At 67.3% G+C, this 21,410-nt stretch carries 20 protein-coding genes; 4 read left to right on the top strand and 16 right to left on the bottom strand.

Translation table 11 applies throughout. The features are described from left to right. Positions 1-8: 8 nt before the first annotated feature. From A5733_RS02125 to A5733_RS02170, 10 genes are all read right to left on the bottom strand, one after another. Positions 9-1,244 (bottom strand): NAD(P)/FAD-dependent oxidoreductase, encoded by a 1,236-nt coding sequence (locus tag A5733_RS02125; RefSeq protein WP_076238899.1) that lies wholly within the window; start codon positions 1,242-1,244, stop codon positions 9-11. Next, positions 1,241-2,641: an NAD(P)/FAD-dependent oxidoreductase gene (locus A5733_RS02130; protein WP_076238900.1), complete on the bottom strand. Its 1,401-nt coding sequence runs from the start codon at positions 2,639-2,641 to the stop codon at positions 1,241-1,243. The genes A5733_RS02125 and A5733_RS02130 overlap by 4 nt, the downstream gene beginning before the upstream one ends. Further along, the gene (locus tag A5733_RS02135; protein WP_076238901.1) at positions 2,638-4,065 is read right to left on the bottom strand and encodes an FGGY family carbohydrate kinase; all 1,428 of its coding nucleotides are present in this window, start codon (positions 4,063-4,065) and stop codon (positions 2,638-2,640) included. The genes A5733_RS02130 and A5733_RS02135 overlap by 4 nt, the downstream gene beginning before the upstream one ends. Continuing rightward, positions 4,062-5,528, bottom strand: a complete 1,467-nt coding sequence (locus A5733_RS02140; protein ID WP_067774019.1) for an amino acid permease — start codon at positions 5,526-5,528, stop codon at positions 4,062-4,064. Before A5733_RS02140 ends, A5733_RS02135 begins: the two co-directional genes overlap by 4 nt. A gap of 85 nt (positions 5,529-5,613) precedes the next feature. Then, positions 5,614-6,393 (bottom strand): DeoR/GlpR family DNA-binding transcription regulator, encoded by a 780-nt coding sequence (locus A5733_RS02145; protein ID WP_067774022.1) that lies wholly within the window; start codon positions 6,391-6,393, stop codon positions 5,614-5,616. Between the two features lie 84 nt (positions 6,394-6,477). Next, positions 6,478-7,029, bottom strand: a complete 552-nt coding sequence (locus A5733_RS02150; RefSeq protein ID WP_083665949.1) for an ankyrin repeat domain-containing protein — start codon at positions 7,027-7,029, stop codon at positions 6,478-6,480. Between the two features lie 12 nt (positions 7,030-7,041). Further along, entirely contained in the window at positions 7,042-8,418 is a 1,377-nt protein-coding gene (locus A5733_RS02155) for an aldehyde dehydrogenase (protein WP_076238902.1), read from the bottom strand. Further along, positions 8,415-9,212, bottom strand: coding sequence for a carboxymuconolactone decarboxylase family protein (locus A5733_RS02160; RefSeq protein WP_076238903.1), 798 nt, complete (start codon positions 9,210-9,212; stop codon positions 8,415-8,417). Before A5733_RS02160 ends, A5733_RS02155 begins: the two co-directional genes overlap by 4 nt. Next, positions 9,209-10,009 (bottom strand): mycofactocin-coupled SDR family oxidoreductase, encoded by an 801-nt coding sequence (locus A5733_RS02165; RefSeq protein WP_198938712.1) that lies wholly within the window; start codon positions 10,007-10,009, stop codon positions 9,209-9,211. The genes A5733_RS02160 and A5733_RS02165 overlap by 4 nt, the downstream gene beginning before the upstream one ends. After that, complete coding sequence (locus A5733_RS02170; RefSeq protein ID WP_076238905.1) at positions 10,009-10,839, bottom strand: mycofactocin-coupled SDR family oxidoreductase; 831 nt, start codon at positions 10,837-10,839, stop codon at positions 10,009-10,011. The genes A5733_RS02165 and A5733_RS02170 overlap by 1 nt, the downstream gene beginning before the upstream one ends. An 85-nt stretch (positions 10,840-10,924) precedes the next feature. Between A5733_RS02170 and A5733_RS02175 the strand changes: the two genes are divergently transcribed. Further along, entirely contained in the window at positions 10,925-11,485 is a 561-nt protein-coding gene (locus A5733_RS02175) for a TetR/AcrR family transcriptional regulator (protein WP_067774038.1), read from the top strand. Positions 11,486-11,938: 453 nt separating this feature from the next. Here the strand turns inward: A5733_RS02175 and A5733_RS02180 are convergent, their stop codons facing one another. Continuing rightward, positions 11,939-12,712, bottom strand: coding sequence for an IclR family transcriptional regulator (locus A5733_RS02180; RefSeq protein ID WP_067776383.1), 774 nt, complete (start codon positions 12,710-12,712; stop codon positions 11,939-11,941). Between the two features lie 162 nt (positions 12,713-12,874). Here A5733_RS02180 and A5733_RS02185 point away from each other — a divergent pair, with 162 nt between their 5' ends. The 3 genes from A5733_RS02185 to A5733_RS02195 are packed head-to-tail and all read left to right on the top strand — an operon-like array spanning position 12,875 to position 15,643. Beyond that, positions 12,875-13,636, top strand: a complete 762-nt coding sequence (locus A5733_RS02185; protein ID WP_076238906.1) for a CoA transferase subunit A — start codon at positions 12,875-12,877, stop codon at positions 13,634-13,636. Continuing rightward, on the top strand, positions 13,633-14,289 hold the full coding sequence (locus A5733_RS02190; RefSeq protein WP_067776387.1) for a CoA transferase subunit B: 657 nt from the start codon (positions 13,633-13,635) through the stop codon (positions 14,287-14,289). Before A5733_RS02185 ends, A5733_RS02190 begins: the two co-directional genes overlap by 4 nt. After that, complete coding sequence (locus A5733_RS02195; protein WP_076238907.1) at positions 14,282-15,643, top strand: MFS transporter; 1,362 nt, start codon at positions 14,282-14,284, stop codon at positions 15,641-15,643. Before A5733_RS02190 ends, A5733_RS02195 begins: the two co-directional genes overlap by 8 nt. On the opposite strand, the gene A5733_RS02200 is transcribed toward A5733_RS02195, so the two are convergent. The 5 genes from A5733_RS02200 to fadD3 are packed head-to-tail and all read right to left on the bottom strand — an operon-like array spanning position 15,624 to position 21,399. Next, positions 15,624-16,793 carry a pyridoxal phosphate-dependent aminotransferase gene (locus tag A5733_RS02200; RefSeq protein WP_076238908.1) on the bottom strand — a complete coding sequence of 390 codons (1,170 nt, stop codon included), beginning with the start codon at positions 16,791-16,793 and terminating at the stop codon, positions 15,624-15,626. The genes A5733_RS02195 and A5733_RS02200 overlap by 20 nt on opposite strands. A 10-nt stretch (positions 16,794-16,803) precedes the next feature. After that, positions 16,804-17,739, bottom strand: coding sequence for an acyl-CoA dehydrogenase family protein (locus A5733_RS02205; protein ID WP_067776397.1), 936 nt, complete (start codon positions 17,737-17,739; stop codon positions 16,804-16,806). After that, a complete protein-coding gene (locus A5733_RS02210) occupies positions 17,736-18,704 on the bottom strand; it encodes an acyl-CoA dehydrogenase family protein (RefSeq protein ID WP_076238909.1) in 969 nt (322 codons plus the stop codon). The genes A5733_RS02205 and A5733_RS02210 overlap by 4 nt, the downstream gene beginning before the upstream one ends. Then, positions 18,701-19,831: an acyl-CoA dehydrogenase family protein gene (locus A5733_RS02215; RefSeq protein ID WP_067776405.1), complete on the bottom strand. Its 1,131-nt coding sequence runs from the start codon at positions 19,829-19,831 to the stop codon at positions 18,701-18,703. Before A5733_RS02215 ends, A5733_RS02210 begins: the two co-directional genes overlap by 4 nt. Then, positions 19,822-21,399, bottom strand: coding sequence for a 3-((3aS,4S,7aS)-7a-methyl-1,5-dioxo-octahydro-1H-inden-4-yl)propanoate--CoA ligase FadD3 (gene fadD3, locus A5733_RS02220; RefSeq protein WP_076238910.1), 1,578 nt, complete (start codon positions 21,397-21,399; stop codon positions 19,822-19,824). Before fadD3 ends, A5733_RS02215 begins: the two co-directional genes overlap by 10 nt. Positions 21,400-21,410 lie beyond the last annotated feature (11 nt).

Here is a 21,410-nt window from a genome sequence, read left to right on the forward strand (position 1 = left end):
GCGAGTGGTCACTCCAACGAAAGCGTGACCGGCCCGCCGCGGAAATCGACCGCGTCGAGGATGCTCGACGGCACCCGGAACACCCGCCCGGGTGAGGCCGGCCAGGGCAGGGTTTTGCGACCGATGCCCCGGCCATCCTGGCGTGCAACCACTTTCGGGATTCGCACCAGGGTGTCAGTCCACAGCAGCAGCCGGTGCCGGGCCGGTGCAGGGTCGCCGGGGCGCAGTAGGCCGGGGGCGACCCAGCGCAGCGGCGCATCGGCCTCGATGCGGACCCCTTCGTCGGGCGTGGTCGCGCCGCCCAGGTAGCGACGCACCTGGGCGGCCACGTGGCGACCGTCGAGCGCGGCGATGTCGGCGGTGTCCACCGGGTGCAGCAGGTTGCCGATCGCGAACACACCGTCGCGGCTGGTCCGCAACGCGGTATCGACGACGGGACCCAGGCTCTTCGCATCCATGTCGAGCCCGGCGGAGCGGGCCAGCTCGTGGTCGGGAATCCAGTCACCGGTGAACACCACGGTGTCGCAAGCCACGATGCGACGGGCTCCGGTGCGCGTGTTCTCGATCTCCACGCCGACGACGGTGCCCTTGCCGATGATGCGAACCACCCGGGTGGTGGTGGCAACCTCCACACCCAGCAGTGGAGTGCGGCCGGCGAGGTTGAACACCGCGTATGACTCGGGGGAGGGGTATTCGCTTGTCATCAAGACGGTTTCGCATCCGGCATGTTTGAGCGTGAGCACCGCCGAATAGCTGACCAGTTCGGCACCGACGATCACCGCGCGCGTGCCCACGCTGCGGTGCTGCAGGTGCACGGTGTTCTGCAGCTGTCCGGTGGTGTAGACGCCACCGGGCCGGTCACCGGGGATCATCCGGGCCGGCCGGGGCCGCTCGCGGGCACCGGTGGCCAGGATGACCGCGCGGGCGTCGAGTTGTTCGCGCCCGGCGGGTGAGGTGAGCTCCAGAGACCTGTCGCCGGCCCAACCGGTGACCATCGTGGCGGTGCGGATCTCCGCGCCCGCCGCGGTGGCCTCGCGGACCAGGCGACGAGCGTATGCCGGCCCGCCGATGAAGGTCTTCATGTCGCGGATGCCGTAACCCGGGTGGTCACTGTGCCGTGGAATACCGCCGGCCGCAGATTCCCGTTCCAGCACAACGGTATTCACTCCGGAGCCGGCGAGCTCGGCTGCGGCGGTCAGGCCGGCCGGGCCACCACCGACGATCGCGACGTCGTAGGTGCTCACTTGTTGATCTCCTGACGTTCCCGCTCGAACACCGACTGCACCTCGGCGCCGCAGAAGAAGGCCTGGCAACGGCCGTTCATCACCCGGGTGCGTCGGCGCAGCCCCTCCAGCGCGGCCGGTGGGATCACGGAGTGGCAGGCATCGCGCAATTCCCCTTCGGTGACGCGTTCGCAGAAGCACACGACGCGGCCGTAGGCCGGATCAGCTTTGATCTTCTCGGCCTGCTGGTAGGGGCGGGGAAACGCCTCGCCGAGGTTCGGCATCCGCGGCGGGTCGGGCAGGTCGGCAGCCGGGGTCAATTCCAGGCCGGCCGAAACCAATTGCTCACGAGCATATTCGGCAATGGCCATCCCTGCGGTCAGCCCGGTGGAGCGGATGCCGCCGACCAACAGATAGTGCTGCGTCGGATCGGCGTCGATCAGGTAATCACCGTGGTCGATCGCGGCCCGCAGCCCGGCGTAGGTCGCGGTGACCTCCTCGTCGAGCAGTCGGGGCATCAGCCCGCGGCCTTTCTCCAGCAGGAACTCGAAACCGTTCTCCGAGGTGCCGGTGGCCGTGCGGTCGGTCAGATCCTCAGAGGTGGGGCCGAGCATGACGTTGCCGTAGATCGTGGGGCTGACCAGAACACCTTTTCCGCGCGAGGTCGGCACGGGCAAGACGATCTTGTCGACCAGCGGTCGGGCCAACTTGTCGTAGACGATCAGCTCGCCGCGACGCGGGGTGACCGTGAAGCGCGAGAAGCCGAACAGACCGTCGATGACATCGGCGCCGAGCCCGGCCGCGTTGACCACCCAGCGCGTGCGCACAGCTCCGGCGGAGGTGTGCAAAGTGGTGACCTGGTCACCGATCTCGACGCGCTCGACCCGATGATTGGTCAGCAACGCGGCGCCGCGGTTGACCGCGTCGGTGGCCAGCGCGAGGTTCACCGTCCAGGTGCAGATGATCGACTCGTCCGGCACCGTGAGCCCGCCGAGTGCGCCCGGCCCCAGAGCGGGGACCGCGTTGTACACCGCTGCAGCATCGACGATCTCGCACCGGTGGTAGCCATTGGCCTCGGCCTTCTCCTTCAGTCCGGGCAGTGCGTCGAGTTGTTCGTCGTCCCAGGCCACCAGGATCGCTCCGGTGTGTTCGACCGGGATTCCGGTGTGGGCCGCATAGTCGGACAGCAGCCGATAGCCGCGGCTGACCATGGCCGATTCCAGCGTGCCGGGCTTGGCGTCGAAGCCGGTGTGCAGGATCGCGGTGTTGGCCTTGCTGGTGCCGTCGCCCACGTCGTCGCGGGCTTCGAGCAGGGCTACCGACAGTTGGTATCCGGACAGTTCACGGGCGATGGCGGAGCCGACGATGCCGGCTCCGATGACCACGACGTCGTAGCCGTCGGAGGTCAGGGGGGTCATGAAATCTCCTGGTGGTACGTGGTTTCAGCCAGATCGCGCCAGGCCGAACGGAATTCGTCGGCGCGCTCCGGGCGCCATCGGGGCTCGTAACACCCCGACGGTGTCCAGTCGGTGACGACGTCGCGCACCGACTGTTCGGGTGTCAGGCTGAGCCGGGCCAGTGCAGCGGCACCCAGCGCGGTGGCGTGCGCCGACGGGTACACCTCGACGGGCACTTGCAGAATGTCCGCGCAGGCCTGCATCAGCACCGTGGACTGGGTGAGCCCGCCGTCGACCCGCAGCCGGGTCAGTGCCGCGGCGTCCGCGTCGATCGCCGAGACCAGCTCGGCGACCTGGGCGGCGATGCCCTGCAACACCGCGAGCACGACATGTCCGCGTCCGGTGGACAGCGTCATACCCGAGATGGTCGCGGTGGCATGGGATTTCCACCACGGCGCGGCCAGTCCGGCCAGCGCGGGCACACACAGCATGCCGGCGTTGTCCGACGCGGCGACGCCGTCCATCTCGGCCGCGCCGCTGATCACTCCGAGGGACGTCAGCCACTTGACCGCCGATGCCGCGGTGTAGACCTGGCCGTCGATGCAGAACGAGTCCACGCCACCCAGCCGCCAGGCCACCGAGGAGGTCAGTCCCGCGGTGGAGCGGACGGGGTCGGTCCCGGTGTTGGACAGCAGGAACGCGCCCGTGCCGAATGTGCACTTAGCCATGCCCGGTTCCAGGCACGCCTCGGCCAGCAGCGCGGCCTGCTGGTCCACCACGATCCCGCCGACCGGTACCTCGGCACCGAAAGCCGATGTGGTGCCGATGATCTCGTCGTTGGTCGCGATCCGGGGCAGACGTTCGTCGTCGAGGCCGAACACCGACAGTAACTCCGGGCTCCAGTCCTTGGCGCCGAGCTCGACGACGGCCGACCGACTGGCGGTGGTGGCGTCGGTGACGAACTCGCCGGTGAGCTGATGCAGCAACCAGGTATCGGACGTCGTCACGACACCCCCGGCATCGGGGGCATGGCGCCGCAACCAGGCCATCTTCGGTGCCGAGAAGTACGGGTCGAGCACCAATCCGGTTCGGGTGGCCAGCATCTCGGCGTGCTCGGCCAGGTCGGCACACAGGGTCTCGGCGCGTCGGTCCTGCCACACGATCGCCTTGGTCAGGGGACGGCCGGTGCCCGGATCCCAGGCCAGCACGGTCTCGCCCTGGTTGGCCAGCGAGACCGCGTCGATCGGGCGGTCGGCCTGCTCGAGCGCGGCGCGCCCGGCGCCGAGCACGGAATCCAGCAGTTCTGCCGGATCCTGCTCGACGCCGCCGCCGTCAAGGTAACGCGGGTGTACCGCCACCTCGGCCAAGCCGACCACGCCCTGTTCGGGGTCGACGACGATCGCCTTGGTCCCCGACGTGCCTTGGTCGATGGCCAGTACCGTCATTTCACGGCGTCCAGTTCGGCGTCTATCGACGCCATCGCGGGCATCTTGAGGCCGTCGCGGCCGCGGGTGATCAGGAGGTACCCGAGGTAGACCGCACCGATGGCCACCATCGCCAGGACGTAGAGCCACGGATCTTTGAACGAGGCATCGCGGAACAGCGACAGTTCGAACACCAGCCACACCACGGCGACCACCAGAACCGGAACTTCCCAGCGGCCCAGGCTGAACCCGGCGCTGGCGGGCAGCTTCTTACGGGTCGCGATGTACAACACGATGGTGATGGCGTAGATCGACGCCGGTAGCAGCGTCGCCGCGGAGAACAGCTTGAACAAGGCGTCGGTGCTCGTCGAGAAGATGCCGAGGATCACTGCGGAGGTGGCAGCCATGAACACGGTGGCGTTGGCCGGGGTGCGGAACCGCGGTGAAACCTTGTGCAGGATTTGCCATCCTGGGAACCGCTGATCCCGCGACATCGCCCAGACCAGGCGCACGCCGCTCATCAGGATCACCAGCCCGCAGGCGAAGATCGCGATCGCCACCAACACGAGCAGTGCGGTGCCGACGAAAGAGCCGAGGATGTCGCGGATGACGTCGGCGATCGGAGTACCCGACTGCGCCAGTGCGGTGGGGTTGTCGACGGCGGCGGTGACCACCAACAGGAACAGGAAGCCCAGCACGCCAGAGGCCAGCACGGCCTGCCACATGGCGCGCGGCACCACGATTTCTGGCCGCTTGGTCTCCTCGGCCAGGTTGGCCGCCGACTCGAAGCCGACGATGGTGAAGGCGCCGAGCAGGAAGCCGAGCATCCACGGTCCCACCGAGGTGGCGGTGCCGAAGTTCCAGTACCCCTCGGCCGGAATGTCGCCGCGGGAGAACAGGTTTCCGACGGAGAGCTTGTGCGCGATCACCCCGACGATGAACAGCAGCACCACCAGGGCCACCATTCCGATCAGCTCAGCCGTGACGGCGAAGTTGTTGACCCGCTCGGTCCACTTGGTCGACAGCCCGACCAGCAACGCCTGCAGCAGCAGCACTCCGGCGGTGATCAGGAATCCGGTGAGCGCGGTGCCCTGGAAGTCGAACAGGGCCGGGACCACGGTGGCCGCCACGGTGTAATCCACTGCCACCACGACGATCGCCAGGAACGTGAACGAGATCCAGCCGGTGATCCAGCCCAGGATGGGGTTGGCCAGCCGTGACACCCACTGGTAGGCGTAGCCGGTCACCGGGATGCGAGCGGCCAGCGAGCCGAGCAACAGCGCCACGGCCACCTGGCCGACGATCACGAAGGGCCAGGTCCAGATCCCCAGGGGGCCGGAGCTGCTCAGCACGCTGCCGTACGTGGTGAAGATGCCGGTGGCGATGGAGACGAACGCGAAGGCCACGGCAAACGAGGCGAACTTGCCGGTGCCGCGTTCCAACGTCTCGGTATAGCCGTAGGCCGATATGGAAGAATTTGTCATCGATCGGGCTTTCTGCGGGAATTGTCTGTTTCGCGAAGGAATGGCTCGGTCTGCGGGCGGCGCTGCAACGTCGCCCGCACCCGTTTCAGGCGCTCGCCGGCCGCGCCGGCATGACCACACCTCCCGTCTCCTCCAAGGCCGCGGCCACGGCCGGGTCGGTGTTCTCGTCGGTGATCACGCCGTCGACCGCGCTCAAGTCACAGACCCGGTAGGGTGCCACCTTCCCGAGCTTGGACGAGTCGGCGAGGATGTAGCTGCGGGCGCTGTTGGCGATGATCGTGCGGCGCACGTCGATCTCGTCGAGATGGAAATCGGTGAGCCCAGCGGCCGCGTCGACACCGCCGGAGCCCAGCAGGGCGATGTCGGCGTAGACGTCGGTGAAGAAGCTCTTGGTGTGCGCATTCGAGCAGGCCAGATCCCCGGCCCGGACCCGGCCGCCGGCCAGCAGCACCTCGATTCCGGGGCGGTCGGCCAGTTCCACCGCGACCGGCAGCGAAGGGGTGATCACGGTGCCGGTGAAGCCGCGGGGGATCGCCCGGGCTGCTGCGACGGCCGTCGTCCCGATGTCGATGATGACGGTCTGCCCGTTCTCCAGCAGACCGGCGGCCACCCGGGCCAGCTGTGCCTTGGCCTGGTGCCGGATCATCGTGCGTTCGGAGTAGGACGGCTCGATGGGGCGATGATCCGAGACGGCGGCGGCACCGCCGTGGACCCGACGCAGCTCGCCGCGTTCTTCGAGAAGGGCCAGGTCACGCCGGATCGTCTCGGCTGATACCCCGAGGCGCCGGACGAGTTCGTCGGTGCTGATCGCTTGCGCGGTGCCTACCGCCTCGACGATCGCCTCGTGACGTTCAACCGGCAGCACGGCTGACCGTCGATGTGGATTTCTGACCGAACATGACGGCTATTGTGGGGTGTTGCCTGGCTCACGTCAACCGGAGCCGGGAAATCAGCGCGCGGTGTGCCCGTACTCGGCCATCAGGTCCCTCAGTTCGCCCCCGCCGACGCGCGCGATGAACCTCAGCACGGCCGGCCCGTTGCCGTCGTCGATCGTGGGGTCGGCTCCGGCGGCCATCAGCACCGCCACGATGTCGGCACGTTTCCCGGTCGTATTGCGCACGGCCTGATAGAGCGGCGTGCAGCCGTCTTCGGCGACAGCGTTCACGTTCGCGTTCGCTTCGAGCAGGATCTTCACGATGTCGATGCTGTCGCTCTGGGCGGCGAAGTGCAGCGGCGTCATCCCGACGTTGTCGACGGCGTTGACGTCAGCCCCCAACGCGAGCAGTCGCGTGGTGTTCTCGGTCCGAAACTGGTTGCCGATCCGGAAGTTCTCGGCCGCGAGCTGCGGGTCTTTGAGGGCGGCCGTGTAATTGAGGCCAACCGGGTCGTTGGTGACGGCGTAGTGCAGTGCCGTGCGGCCCGCGCGATCGGTACCGACAGGATCATCTCGGGGCACCACTCGGCGGTCGTTTCGGCGGCCAGGAGTGAACCTGAACTTCATCGAAAAACCGTATCAACGCACGGCGATCCGGATGTTCTTTACTTGCTGAAACTCGTTGAGGCCCTCGATGCCGCCGGTCCGGCCGGAGCCGCTCTGCTTGTAACCGCCGTACGGACCCTGGGGTGAGATGTCGCTGAACTGGTTGATCCACACCGATCCGGATTCCAGCCGACGGGCCACTCGATGGGCACGGTTGAGATCGGTCGTCTGGACGAAGGCGTTCAGGCCATATGGGGTGTCGTTGGCGATCCGCACCGCCTCGTCTTCCTCGCGGAACCGCATCACCGAGACGACCGGTCCGAAGGTCTCCAGTTGCGCGAGTTCCGAGGAGTTGTCCACATCGCCGAAAACCGTCGGTTCGACGTAATAGCCCTTGCCATCGATCCGCTTGCCGCCCATCAGCAATTCACCCGCACCGTTGGACGCCGCGGTATCGACGGCGGCCAGGATCCGGTCGGCGGCGGACTGGCTGATCACCGGTCCGAACGTGGTCGCGGGATCCATCGGGTCGCCGATGTTAGCGGAACCGATGACGGCGAGGAACTTCTCCAGGAATTCGTCGTAGACCGCATCGTGGACCAGTATCCGGCTCGCGCATGCGCAGCTCTGTCCTGACTGCATGAGCGGGCCCTGGTGGGCCGACAGCGTGGCGGCCAGGTCGAGATCGGCGTCGGCGAAGATGAGATTGGCGGATTTGCCCCCCAACTCGGTGACCACCGGCGTGAGATTCGTTGCGGCAGCCTGCAGTACCTTGCGTGCCGTACCACCGCCGCCGGTGAAGGCGATCTTGCCGATGCCGGGATGACGGACCAGGGCCTCGCCGCCCTCGGCGTCGGCCGGGGCGACAGTCACCAGTCCCTGGGGCAGCCCGGCCTCGAGACACAATTCGCCGAAGCGCAGTGCCGCGAACGGCGCGAGCTCGGAGGGTTTGAGGACGACGGCATTGCCGGCGGCCAGCGCCGGCGCGACACACGATCCGGTGACGACCAGGGAGCCGTTCCACGGCGTGATGACGCCGACCACGCCATAGGGCTCACGCTCGACGAGATTGATGTCGAACGACCCGTTGACCGGTGTCGTCACCCCGTGCGGCTTGTCGGCGTAACCCGCGAAATGTCGCAGGAACCGCTCCAGAAGCATTGCGGTGCCGGCGAACGAGATCGGCACCGCATAGTCGGCCACGTTGAGCTTCGCGAGCTCGTCGAGGTGCTCGTGCACCACGTCGGCCAGGTCGATCAGCAGGTCGCGGCGCCGGTCGACGGTCAGTGAGACCCACTTCCGCTGCGCCCTTGCGGCGGCGGTCACCGCTTCGTCGATCTCGGCGGCTCCGGCCAGGTCCACGGTCCCGTTCGGCTGGCCGGTCGCCGGGTAGATGTGCTCGAACTTCATGCCTCGGCGTTCTCTTCCTCGAGCACACGTTGCTGCTGTTCCCGGATCACCTGGTTGAGGTTCGCGGCCTTGGGCCAGCCGTAGTACGCCGCGAAATGCAGTGCCAGCTCGTCCATTTCCTCGAACGAGACATCGCGGCTCTTGAGCGCGGCATAGACGTGGCTGAGGATCGGCAGCGGCGCGTCCTGGAACGCCACGCAGGCCACCGTGATCAGCCGCCGTTCCTTCATGCCCAGGCCGGGCCGCAACCACATCTCCCCGAACACGAAGTTCAGAATCCCGGCCCCGGAGTACGGGTTGTCCCGGGTCGGGGCGAACGGGATGCAGTTGATGTCCCGGAAGGACTGCTCGCCGCAGACCAGTCGTTCTTCCGGATCGCTCGGTGTGGGCAGCGGCAGCAGCGGCTCGGGTGCGGGCGGGGTCAGCCCGCGTTCGCGGTGGATGCGGTCCCACTGCTCGTCGACCATCATGTTGAACCACGAGGCCTTGGGCCAGCCCGCGTACACCGCGAAATGCAGGACCGCTTCCCGCATTTCGACGATGGACACGTCCCCACTGTTGAGGGCGGCGTAGACGTGGTCACGCAGTGGTCCCTCGGCGTCGGCCGCCGCCACGCAGGCCAGCGTGACGAAGCGCCGGTCGCGGCGGGACAACCCGGGGCGCGGCCACACCTCGGCGAACACGAAGTCGATGAGGTTCGCGGTGGCCGGGCTTGGATCGTTCGGTGCCTCGAACGTCATCACCTCGGCGAACTCCCGCCGGCCGCGCGCGGTTCGGGTGTCGGCGGCGGTCATCGGATCGTCGCCCCGGCGTCGACCTTGAATTCCAGCCCGGTGACGTGCCGGGCCTCGTCGGAGATCAAAAACAGCACCGCGTTGCTGATGTCGAGGGCGTCGGTCATCTGGATCGGCAGCGCGTTCTGGAAGATCGGGCCCAGGTCTTGACGGGTCTCGTGGATCAGGGTGTGCAGGGTGTCGGGTCGCAGCCCGGTGGCGACGCCGGTGGGATGCACGGTGTTGACCCGAACATTCACCGCCGCAAGCTCGTTGGCCAGGGCTCGACTGAGGCCGACCACCCCGTGTTTCGATGCCGTGTACGGCGTGTGCAGCGGTGAGCCTTTGACCCCGGCCACCGAACTGACGTTGATCAGGCTGCCGCCGCGTTCCACCAGATGCGGCAGCGCGGCCGCACAGGTGTTCCAGGTGCCGATCAGGTTCACGTCGACGACGGTGCGCCACTGTTCGGCGGTGGTGGTGTCCCAGGTGCCGGCAGTCAGCACCCCGGCATTGGCGACCGAGGCGTCCAGGCCGCCGAGCTTCTCGACGCCGTCGGCCACCGCGGCGCTCAACGCTGCGCCGTCGCGGACGTCGACCACATAGGTTAGTGCCTGGTGGCCCAATTCGCCTACCAGACGGGCGGTTTCGTCGAGATCCTCACGGGTGGCCAGGGGATACTCCACCTCGGGCAGTGATTCGCAGATGTCGACGAGGATCACGTCGGCACCTTCCTCGGCCAGACGTACCGCGTGGCTTCGGCCCATGCCGCGTGCTGCGCCGGTGATCAGCACGCGCTTGCCGGTGACGCGCCCCATCAGAGCTTGTTCGTGAAGCCGGCGTCGACGGGGAGGGTGACCCCGGTGACGTATTTGGCAGCGTCGGAGACCAGGTAGCTAATCGTCGCGCTGATGTCCTGGGGCTCAAGCAGTTCCACCGGAAGTGGGTTCTGCAGGTGCGGTCCCCCATCGGGGTAGTTCTCCAGGAACGCCGTCATCGCCGGGTTGACGGCCATCATGGTGTTGACGGCGGTCGGATGCACGGTGTTGACCCGGATGTTGTGCGGGGCAAGGGCATTGGCCAAGGTACGCATCAATCCCACGATGCCGTGCTTGGATGCCGCGTAGCCCAGGCCACCGCCCTGCGATCCGCCGAAGCCGCGCAGCCCGGCGGTGGAGCTGGTGAACACGATGGAGCCACCGCGTCCGCCGCCGATCAGGTGCGGAATCGCGGCCTTGGCGGTGTGGAATGAGCCGACCAGGTTGACCCCGATCGCGTCGGTCCACATCGCGAGGTCCTCGTCGATCGTCACCTCCCGGAACGCGGTGGGCGCGATGCCCGCGTTGGCCAGCACGATGTCCAGCCGGCCGAACTGCTCGACGCCGGAGTCGACGGCGCTCTTGAGTGCGTGGAAGTCGCGCACGTCGGCGACGGTGCCGAGCATCTTGCCGCCCGCTGCCTCGACCAGGGCGACCGTCTCGTCGAGCTCGTCACGGCTGGCCATGGGGTACGGGTTGGAGGCGATGTCGGCACAGATGTCGACACCGATGATCGCTGCGCCTTCGCCGGCCAGCGTGACCGCATGACTGCGGCCCTGACCTCGGGCGACCCCGGTGATGAAGGCGACTTTTCCGTCCAGATTGCCCATTGATCCTCGCTTTGCCGAATGGGTGTAACCGTGTTACCCAGGTACGGTAACCTGGTTACACCACGGCGGCAAGGATGATTTCGAAGTGGCAGAAGAACGCGATCGGATCCTCGACATCGTCGTCGAACTCCTCGAGACCGAGGGCTATGACGGCGTGCAGCTGCGTGAGGTGGCGCGGCGGGCCAAGACGTCCCTGGCCACGATCTACAAGCGGTACTCCACCCGTGACGAGCTGATCCTGGCCGCGCTGGATTCCTGGATGGCTGAGAACCGGTACTCGGGCGTGTCCGGACAGGTGCGTGAGCCGGGGGAGTCCCTGTATGAGGCCCTGATGCGGATGTTCCGCACCCTGTTCGAGCCGTGGGAGAAGCACCCGGACATGTTGCGGGCCTACTCGCGAGCCAGGGCAGCTCCGGGTGGGGACCGCCTGGTGCGCCGTGGGCTCGACGCCGTGGTGCCCGCCGGCCTGACCATCCTGGATGGAGTCGACGAGGCATTCGTCGACGATCTCGACAGCATCGTGACGAGCCTGGTGTTCGGGCTCGTGGGACGGTTCACCGCCGGCGAGATCGAGATCACCGACATCCTGCCCAGTCTGGATCGCACCGTCTACTGGCTTACCGCGGGTTACCAGAACAGGAAATGACCACCCCTCGCCGGCGAAAACCCGGCCCGACGTGTCGATCAGGTTGGCCATACACGCATCGCCTTGGCGTGTCGTGTGGGGTGCCGGTCTGCCCGCCTATCCGCGACTTCTCAGCGACAATCGCCTCTCAGGCACCAGAGGCACCGTTCGCCACGAGGCCACTGTTTACTCACGTCACCGAAGCCCCAAAAAACCCACCCGCCACGGGTTTTGGGTTGTCCAGCTACCAGCGACAGTGTCGCTGGCAACCGGACACTGGGCAGGTGAGGCCCATGAGACGGGAGGTGTCCGTGTGCCAAAAACGACGAGCGACAATGGGATTGGTGAGGCGTCACGATACCGGTGTGGCGATTGTCGCTGAGAAGTCGCTAACAGGCGGGCACATCGGATATCCCGCGCCCTCGCGCACCCAACCGAGACCCACCGAGGCCCGCGGGACCGGCAGTCGGCCGGCTACCGTTTGCGCTTGAGCCGCTGACCGAGCGTATGTGCGGCCAGCAGCAGCGCTTCCCCGAGGGCGGCCTGACGTTGCGCTCCGAAACGCATCTCCACACCGGTCAGGCTCAGCGCCCACATCGGCTGACCGAGCTCGTTGAACACCGCCGCGCCGATACCCCAACTGCCTTCGACGATCAAACCCGGGTTGACCGCGTAGCCCTTGATCCTCGTCTGCTGGATGCGGCGGCGAAGTTGGGCAGCGGAGTGCGTCTCGCCCCACTCCGCGGTCAGGTCAACGCGATCGAGGTAGGCGGTGATCTCCGGGTCCGGCAGGTGCGCCAGCATCACGATTCCCGCCGAGGCGACGCCGAGCGGAAACCGTTTGCCCGGATGCAGGACGTGGGAGCGCAGCGGGAAGCTGCCTTCCTCGGCGCTCACACAGATGGATTCGTCGCCGCGACGCGCAGACAGAAACGCACTCTCGCCGGTGTCACGCGCCAGCGCTCGCAGGATGTCGGTGGCCAGCGGGGCCGCGTCGTACCGCGCTGCGGCCACCGAGCCGAGCAGGTACACCTCCGGACCGAGGAACCACAGCCCGGTGTCGGGCGCCCGGTCGACGAGGCCTTCGCCGGCCAGCGCGGTGAGCATGCGGTGTGCGGTCGCTCGCGGCATGTTCGTCGCCCGGGCGACCTCGGTCGTGGTGACGCCGTCGGAGCGGGCGTCGGCGAGCGCGCGCAGGATCGTCGCAGCCCGCGTGATCACCGGAGTGCCGGATTCACCTTCAGCCACAGTCCCGACTCTAGCGTCCACTGAATGGACGCCAGAGCGGCCCGGTGTCACCTCAGCGGACAGAACGGCGCCGATGGGCCGCCAAGTCTTGCGCTCACCAGCTGTTTGATGGTGTTCTCGCCTGGACAAGTCATCCACTGAACAAACGCAGGAGCATCGAGTATGGCCGGTAAGCAGGTGGCTGACGTCCGCGAGGCGGTTGCCGACATCGGTGACGGCGCCTCGCTGGCCGTCGGCGGGTTCGGACTCTGCGGTATCCCCGACAGCCTGATCCAGGCCGTGGCCGATGCCGGAGTCGGGAACCTTTCGGTGTACTCCAACAATTGCGGCGTCGACGGTGTGGGTCTCGGCGTGCTGCTGGGGCTGGGCCGCATCAGCCGCGTCACCGCCTCCTATGTGGGAGAGAACAAGGAGTTCGCCCGGCAGTACCTGGCCGGCGAACTCGAGGTGGAGCTGACGCCACAGGGCACGCTCGCCGAGCGGCTGCGGGCCGGCGGGGCCGGAATCCCGGCGTTCTACACCCCGGCCGGGGTGGGCACGTTGGTCGCCGACGGCGGGTTGCCCTGGCGCTACGCGGCCGACGGTTCGGTCGCCGTCGCCTCACCCCCCAAGGAGACCCGCGAGTTCGACGGGCGTCGCTACGTGCTGGAGACCGGCATCCACGCCGACTTCGCCCTGGTGCACGCCGCCGTGGGGGACACCCAGGGCAACCTGGTGTTCGACAAGACCGCGATGAACTTCAACCCGTTGGTCGCGATGGCCGGCCGGATCACCATCGCCGAGGTCGAAAAGCTGGTCGAGCCAGGTGAATTGGACCCCGAGCAGGTCCACCTCCCCGGTGTCTTCGTGCAGCGCATCGTCGAGACGGGGCCGCAGGAACAACGGATCGAGAAGCGCACCGTGCGCGAGGAGGTGTCGGCATGACAGATTCGGTGATCACCAAGGGCTGGACCAGGTCACAGATGGCCGCCCGTGCGGCACAGGAACTGTCCGACGGGCAGTACGTCAACCTCGGCATCGGTCTGCCCACGCTCATTCCCGGATACCTCGACCGCGATGTGCACGTGACGTTGCACTCGGAGAACGGGATCCTGGGCACCGGCCCATACCCAACCGCCGACGAGATCGACGCCAACCTGATAAACGCCGGCAAAGAGACGGTGACCATACTCCCGGGTGCCGCATTCTTCGATTCGGCGTTGTCCTTCGGGATGATTCGCGGCAGCCACATCGACGTCGCGGTGCTGGGCGGCATGCAGGTTTCGCGGTTCGGCGACCTGGCGAACTGGATGGTGCCGGGCAAGATGGTCAAGGGCATGGGCGGCGCGATGGACCTCGTGCACGGTGCCGGGCGCGTCATCGTGTTGATGGAACACGTCGACAAGTCCGGACAGCCGAAGATCGTCGAGAGTTGCACGCTGCCGTTGACCGGGGAACGGGTCGTGCATCGCATCATCACCGACCTTGCGGTCATCGACGTCACCGGAGACGGCACCTTGACACTGGTCGAAACCGCACCGGATCTCACTTTCGACGATGTTCAGGACGCGACCGGTGCCACACTGACGCATGCCTGAAAGTGAGTCTGCGGCCCAGCCCTCGGGGCTGGGCCGTGTCGTCGCCGCGTCGATGGCCGGCACGGTGGTGGAGTGGTACGAGTTCTTCCTGTACGGCACTGCCGCCACCCTGGTGTTCAGCAAGGTGTTCTTCCCCGGGATCGGTAGCGAACTCGACGCGATCCTGGCCGCGTTCCTCACCTACGCGGTAGGTTTCGTCGCACGCCCGTTGGGCGGCATCGTGTTCGGGCACTTCGGCGACAAGTACGGCCGCAAGAAATTGCTGCAGTTCTCGTTACTGCTGGTCGGCGTCGCCACGTTCTTGATGGGATGCCTGCCGACGTACGACCAGATCGGCTATTGGGCGCCCGCCCTGCTGGTGGTACTGCGCTTTCTGCAGGGCTTCGCAGTCGGTGGTGAATGGGGCGGGGCGGTGCTCCTGGTCGCCGAACACAGCCCGAACCGCAGCCGCGGATTCTGGGCCAGTTGGCCACAGGCCGGTGTGCCGGTCGGCAACATGCTGGCCACCGTCGTGCTGTTGGCGCTGACCGCAACGTTGTCCGACGCGGACTTCCTGTCCTGGGGTTGGCGGGTGGCGTTCTGGCTCTCGGCCGTCGTCGTGCTGATCGGGTACTACATCCGGACCCAGGTCACCGACGCCCCGATCTTCGTTGTGGCACAACGGGAAGCCGAGCAGATCAAGGCGTCGTCGTTCAGCGCCGTCGAGGTGTTGCGCCGGTATCCGCGCGGCGTCCTGACCGCCATGGGGCTGCGGTTTGCGGAGAACATCATGTACTACCTGGTGGTCACGTTCTCCATCACCTATCTGAAGGTGCACGCGCACGCCGACACCGACTCGATCCTGCTGTGGCTGCTGGTCGCACACGCGGTGCATCTTGTGGCCATCCCGCTCGTCGGCGCCCTGTCCGACCGCTTCGGGCGTCGACCGGTATACCTCGTCGGTGTGCTCGGCACCGGGGCGTGGGGATTCTTCGCCTTCCCGATGATGGACAGCCACGACAATGTCGTCATCCTGTCGGCGATCGTGCTCGGCCTGGTCTTCCACGCCTTCATGTACGCCCCGCAGCCGGCGTTGATGTCCGAGATGTTCCCCACCCGGATGCGATATTCCGGTGTCTCCCTTGGCTATCAGGTGACGGCCATTGTCGCGGGATCACTTGCGCCGGTCATCGCGGTGCGCCTGTTGGCCGAGTTCCACTCGTCGGTACCGATTGCGATCTATCTGGCCGGCGCCGCGGCCGTCACTCTCGTGGCGTTGGCGTTCGCCCGGGAGACCAAGGGCGTGGATCTGGCCGACGTCGATGCCGCCGACGTAGAAGCCGTCGAAGGTGGCGTCACCGCGAAGTCGACGTAGGAAGCCACGACCCGATGCGGCGCAGCGCCTCGTCGATGTCGCTCGTCGGCCCCGCAAACGACAGTCGCACATAGGAGCCGCCACGCACGGTGTCGAAGTCGATGCCCGGAGCGATGGCAACGCCGGTGTCGGCCAACAGTTTCGAACACCAGGCTAGCGAATCGTCGGTGTAATCGCTGACGTCGGCGTAGACGTAGAAGGCACCATCGGTCGGGGCGAGCCGATCGATGCCGATGCCACGCAACCCGTCGAGCAGCAATGTGCGGTTCTCGGCGTAGTGCGACAGCAGACCGTCGGCCTCGGCCAGCGACTCCGGCCTGAACGCGGCCACCGCGGCATGCTGGGCCAGCGCCGGCGGACAGATGGTGAAGTTGCCCGTGAGTCGGTCGACGGCCCGCTGTAACTCGGTGGGCACCAGCAGCCACCCCAACCGCCAGCCCGTCATCGCAAAGTACTTCGAAAAGCTGTTGACCACCACGGCATTCCGTGAGGTCTCCCACGCGCAGCTGGTCACCGGCGCGCCGGGGTAGACCAGCCCGTGGTACACCTCGTCGCTGATCAGCCGCACGTCCGTCTCGTCACACCAGCGAGCGATCGCGGCCAGCTCCTCGGGCGGGATGACGGTGCCGGTCGGGTTGGCCGGACTGGCGACGATGACGCCGGCGACCGGGGGATCGAGCGCCTCGAGCATCGTGACCGTCGGTTGGAATCGGGTTTCGGGGCCGCACGGCATCTCGATGACCTCGCAGCCGAGCGCGGTCAGGATGTTGCGGTAACACGGGTAGCCGGGTCTGGCGATCGCCACGCGATCACCGACGTCGAAGCAGGCCAGGAATGTCAGCAGGAACCCGCCGGAGGAGCCGGTGGTGAGCACCACCTCGTCGACGCTGACGTCGACGCCGTACTTTCGGTACGACGCGGCGATCTCGGCGCGCAGCTCGGGGAGACCGAGCGCGACGGTGTAACCGAGCGAACCCTGATTCAGCGCAGCGACGGCGGCGTCGCGTACCGCCGTCGGTGCCCCGGCGCTGGGCTGCCCGGCCGAGAGGTTGACGAGGTCGCCGTGCGAGCGTTGGCGTTCGTCGGCGGCCAGCCACACGTCCATGACGTGAAACGGCGGGATCCCGGCTCGCAGTGCGACGTCGACCATGTCCTGCAGGCTAGAACACTTCGGCTTCGAGCCGGCGCAGATGCTCGCGCGGCGGTCCCAACAGCTGCGCGCTGCCGTGAGCGCGCTTGAAGTACAGCTGGATGTCGCTTTCCCAGGTGATCGCGATGCCGCCGTGCATCTGGATGGCCTCGGCGGTCACCGCGGACAGGGCCTCGCTGGCGAAGTAGCGGGCCAGCGACGCCGTGGCCGGTGACGGGGCCGCGATGGCGTCGTTGATGACGGCGCGTGCGGCGGACACCTTGACGTACAGGTCGGCCATCCGGTGCTTGAGCGCCTGGAAGCTGCCGATGGCGCGGCCGAACTGCACCCGGTCCTTGGTGTAGGCGACGGTGAGGTCCAGGCAGCGTGATGCGGCACCGATCTGTTCGGCGGCCATCAGCAGGGCCGCGGTGTCGGCCAGGCCGGGGTCGGCGCCGAGGACGACGGTGTCGCCGGGGATCACCGCGGACAGCCGACGGGTCAGATCCATGGTGGTCTTGGGCGTGGCGGTGAATGTGGTCCAGCGCGTGAGGTTTTCCCCGTCAGCGCCGATGACGATATCGGCCACGTCACCGTTGATCACGTATTCGGGATCGAAGGCGACGGTGCCGATGGACGTGCCTTCGGCCAACTCTTCGAGCGGCTCGTGCACCTCGACCGCAAGCAGGGCCAGCTCGGCGAGCGTGGTGCCCAGCAGGGGGGTGGGCACCAGGGCTTTGCCGAGCTCTTCGAGAACCACTGCGGCGTCGGCGAGTTCGCCTCCGGCGCCGCCGAGTTCCTCGGGAACCACCAGGGCGGCCGCGCCGACCTGCTCACACAACAGGGTCCACAGTTTCTCGTCGTAACCACGTTCGGATTCCATCGCCGTGCGCACGGCCTCGGGGGAGGCGTGCTTGTCAACCAGCGCGGCGACGGTTTCGCGCAGCAGTTGCCGTTCTTCACTCACGAGAGGGCCTCCAACAGTCGACGGCGGTGCGTGGTCGGATCGCCCCAGGCACTGCGCAACGCCTGCACGCGCAGCAGTGACAGGGACAAGTCGTGTTCCTGGGTGAATCCGATGGCGCCGTGGGTCTGCAACGCCGAGCGGGCGGCAAGCAAGGCAGCGTCGGCGGCAGCCACCTTGGCGGCGCTCACATCGCGGGCGGTGTCTGGCGAGCCCTCGGCCAACGACAGTGCCGCTCCGTAGACCAGGGGGCGGGCCAGCTCGACAGCGATGTGAACGTCGGCCAGCTTGTGCTTGATGGCCTGGTAGGAGCCGATGATCCGGCCGAACTGAGACCGCTGCTTGGCGTACTCGACGGACTGATCGAGCATCGCCTGCCCGGCGCCCACCAGTTGGGCGGCGGTGGCCAGCACGCCGAACTCGTAGGCCCGTGCCGTGTCTGCCGACTGGGTGTCACCGGATGCGGTGACGTCGAACAGCTTTCGGGTCGGGTCGACGGAATCGTGAGCAGCCCCGGCCTGAACGTCAATGCTGGCGTCGCCGACCTGTCCGTCGGCGGCCAGCAGCGTCAACCCGGCAAAATCGGCGTTGACGGCCCGCGGCGCCTGAGGAGGCATGGCGACGGTCGCGATCAACTCACCCGAGGCAAGTTGTGCCGACCTTTCATCGTTCGCCAGGAGAATCGGTGCCACGGCGATCGACTCGGTCACCGGTCCGGGCACGGCCCAGTAACCCAACCGCTCCATGGCGACCACCAGGTCGACGGGGCTGGCTTCGATGCCGTCGAACTTCTCGGGCACCAGCAGCGCGGTCACCCCAAGGTCGGTCAACTGTGCCCATACTTTGCGGCCGGGGGCGGTGTCGCCGTCACCCCAGGCGCGCACGGCGGCCGGTACGTCGGCAGCGCCCAGCGCGGCGTCGATGCTGGCCGCGAAGTCCCGCTGCTGTTCGTCGATTTCGAAGTTCACTTCGGCTCCCGGGGCAGGCCAAGAAGGCGCTCGGCAATGATGTTGCGCTGAATCTCGTTGGTGCCGGCGTAGATCGGGCCGCCAAGAGCAAACAGCAGCCCTTCGGTCCAGCTGTCTGCGAGCTCGGCGTCAGGGCCCTGCAGATCCAGCGCGGTCTGATGCAGGGCGACGTCCAGATCGGACCAGAACACCTTGGTCACCGAGGACTCGGCGCCCAACTCGCCGCCGTTGGCCAGCCGGGTCACCGTGCCGAAGGTGTGCAGCCGGTAGGCCTGGGCCTTGATCCAGGCGTCGGCGACGCGGTCGGTGAACACCGGATCGGGGTTTTCTTTCCACAGCGAAACCAGGCGCTCGGCCGGTGCGAGGAAGCGGGCCGGGCTGCGCAGCGACATGCCGCGCTCGTTGCTCGACGTGCTCATCGCCGCGCGCCAGCCCTCGTGCACGCCGCCGATCACGTCGTTGTCGGGCACGAACACGTCGTCGAGGAAGATCTCGCCGAATCCGGTGTCCCCGCCGAGTTGGGCGATCGGCCGCACGGTGATGCCGGGTGCCTTGAGGTCGAACATGAAGTAGGTCAGGCCCTTGTGGCGCTGCGCCTCCGGGTCCGAGCGGAACAGGCCGAAGCCGCGCTCACCGAACGGGGCGCGTGAGCTCCAGATCTTCTGTCCGTTGAGTTTCCAGCCGCCGTCAACCTTGGTCGCCGTCGAGCGCAGCGAGGCCAGGTCGCTGCCCGACTCAGGCTCGGACCAGGCCTGGGCCCAGATCTCCTCGCCGCTGGCCATTTTCGGCAGCACCCGCTGCAGCTGCTCTTCGGTGCCGTGGGCGAACAGTGTCGGGGCCAGCATGGCGGTGCCGTTGGCGCTGGCCCGCCCCGGTGCGCCGGCGTGGAAGTACTCCTCCTCGAACACCACCCACTGCAGCAGAGTGGCGTCGCGGCCGCCGTATTCCTTGGGCCAGGCGATCACTGACAGCCCGGCGTCGAAAAGCACCTTGTCCCAACGACGGTGCTGCTCGAAACCCTCGAGCGTGTCGTACGACTTCGTCGGGAACGAATCCCGGTTGGCCGTCAGGAATTCGCGGACCTCGGCCCGAAAGGCCTCGGTCTCCTCATCGAATGTCAGGTCCATTGCACCCCTTCTCGGGTCCCTTTGCTGCGCAGCACCGGTTTGATCACTTTGCCGCCGGGATTTCGCGGCAGCACGTCGAGGAACTCCACCGACCGCGGCACCTTGAAGTTGGCCAGATGCTCACGGGTGTGGGCGATCACGGCGGTCTCGTCGAGCGTGGAGCCGGGCTTGAGGACGACGAAGGCCTTGCCCACTTCGCCGAGCCGCTCGTCGGGCACGCCGATCACCGCGGTCTCGGCCACCCCGTCCAGACGGGCCAGCACCTGCTCGATCTCGGCCGGGTACACATTGAACCCGCCGCAGATGTACATGTCCTTGAGCCGGTCGGTGATGGTCAGGTTGCCGCGCTCGTCGAGCTTGCCGATGTCGCCGGTGTGCAGCCAGCCGTCGGCGTCGATGGCGGCCGCGGTGGCCTCGGGATCGTCGAGGTAGCCGAGCATGACGTTCGGCCCGCGCAGCAGCACCTCGCCCGAATCGTCCAGCCGGAGCTCGAAGTCGGCGATCGGCCGGCCGCAGGTGGTGGCCACCGTCACGGCGTCGTCGTCGGCCCGGCACATGGTGCCGAACCCGGCCGCCTCGGTCAGCCCGTAGGCGGTCAGCACGATGTCGATGTCGAGCTCGGACTGCATCCGCTCGATCAGCACCACCGGCACCACGGCCGCGCCGGTGACCGAGAATCGCAGAGACGACAGGTCGTAGTCAGCGCGTTTCGGATGGTCCAGCAGGGTCTGGAAAATGGTCGGCGGGCCGGGAAGCACGGTGATGCGCTGTTCGGCAATGGTTTTGAGGGTCTGCTCGGCGTCGAAGGTGAGCATCGGGTACAACGTGGCGCCGGTCTGCAGGCAGGCCAGGATGCCGGCCTTGTAGCCGAAGTTGTGGAAGAACGGGTTGATGCACAGGTACCGGTCGGTGCTCGTCACCTGACCGCACTCGGCCCACGCGGCCGAGCCGTCCAACGACTGTCGATGCGCACACCGCACACCCTTGCTGCGTCCGGTGGTGCCGGAGGTGAACAGGATGTCGGAGACGTCGTCGGGCTGCACCGCCGCAGCGCGGGCGTCGACAGCCTCCAGGGCGCCGTCCTTGTCGCCGCGGGCGACGAACTCGTCCCAGGTGCCGTCGTCCTTCTCGATCGGTACCCGCACGACGTGGCGCAACGCGGGCAAGGCGGCGCGGTCGAGTTCTGCGGTCTTGTCTGCGCCGAGGAACTCGCCGGAGGCGATCAGCAACGGCGCCTCGGTGCGGGCCAGGATGTCGGCGGCCTCGCTGGCGGTGTAGCGGGTGTTGAGCGGCACCATCTGCGCGCCCGCATAGTGCGTGGCCAGACACGCCACCACCCAGTGCCAGGTGTTCGGCGACCAGATCGCCACCCGGTCACCGGGTTCGACACCGAGATCGATCATCGCTGCCGCGGCCTGACGCACCTGTGCGCGCAGTTCCGAATAAGTGAGACGCCGGTCAGGACTGACCAGCGCATCGTGGTCGGAAAACTGCACGGCAACCCGGTCGAGCACCGCGGGCACGGTGCGACGATCTTGCCCCGCGATCGGGTGGTGTGCCCAGGCCATCGACTCCCCTA

It is taken from the genome of Mycobacterium sp. NS-7484 (assembly GCF_001953975.1).
GTDB lineage: Bacteria > Actinomycetota > Actinomycetes > Mycobacteriales > Mycobacteriaceae > Mycobacterium.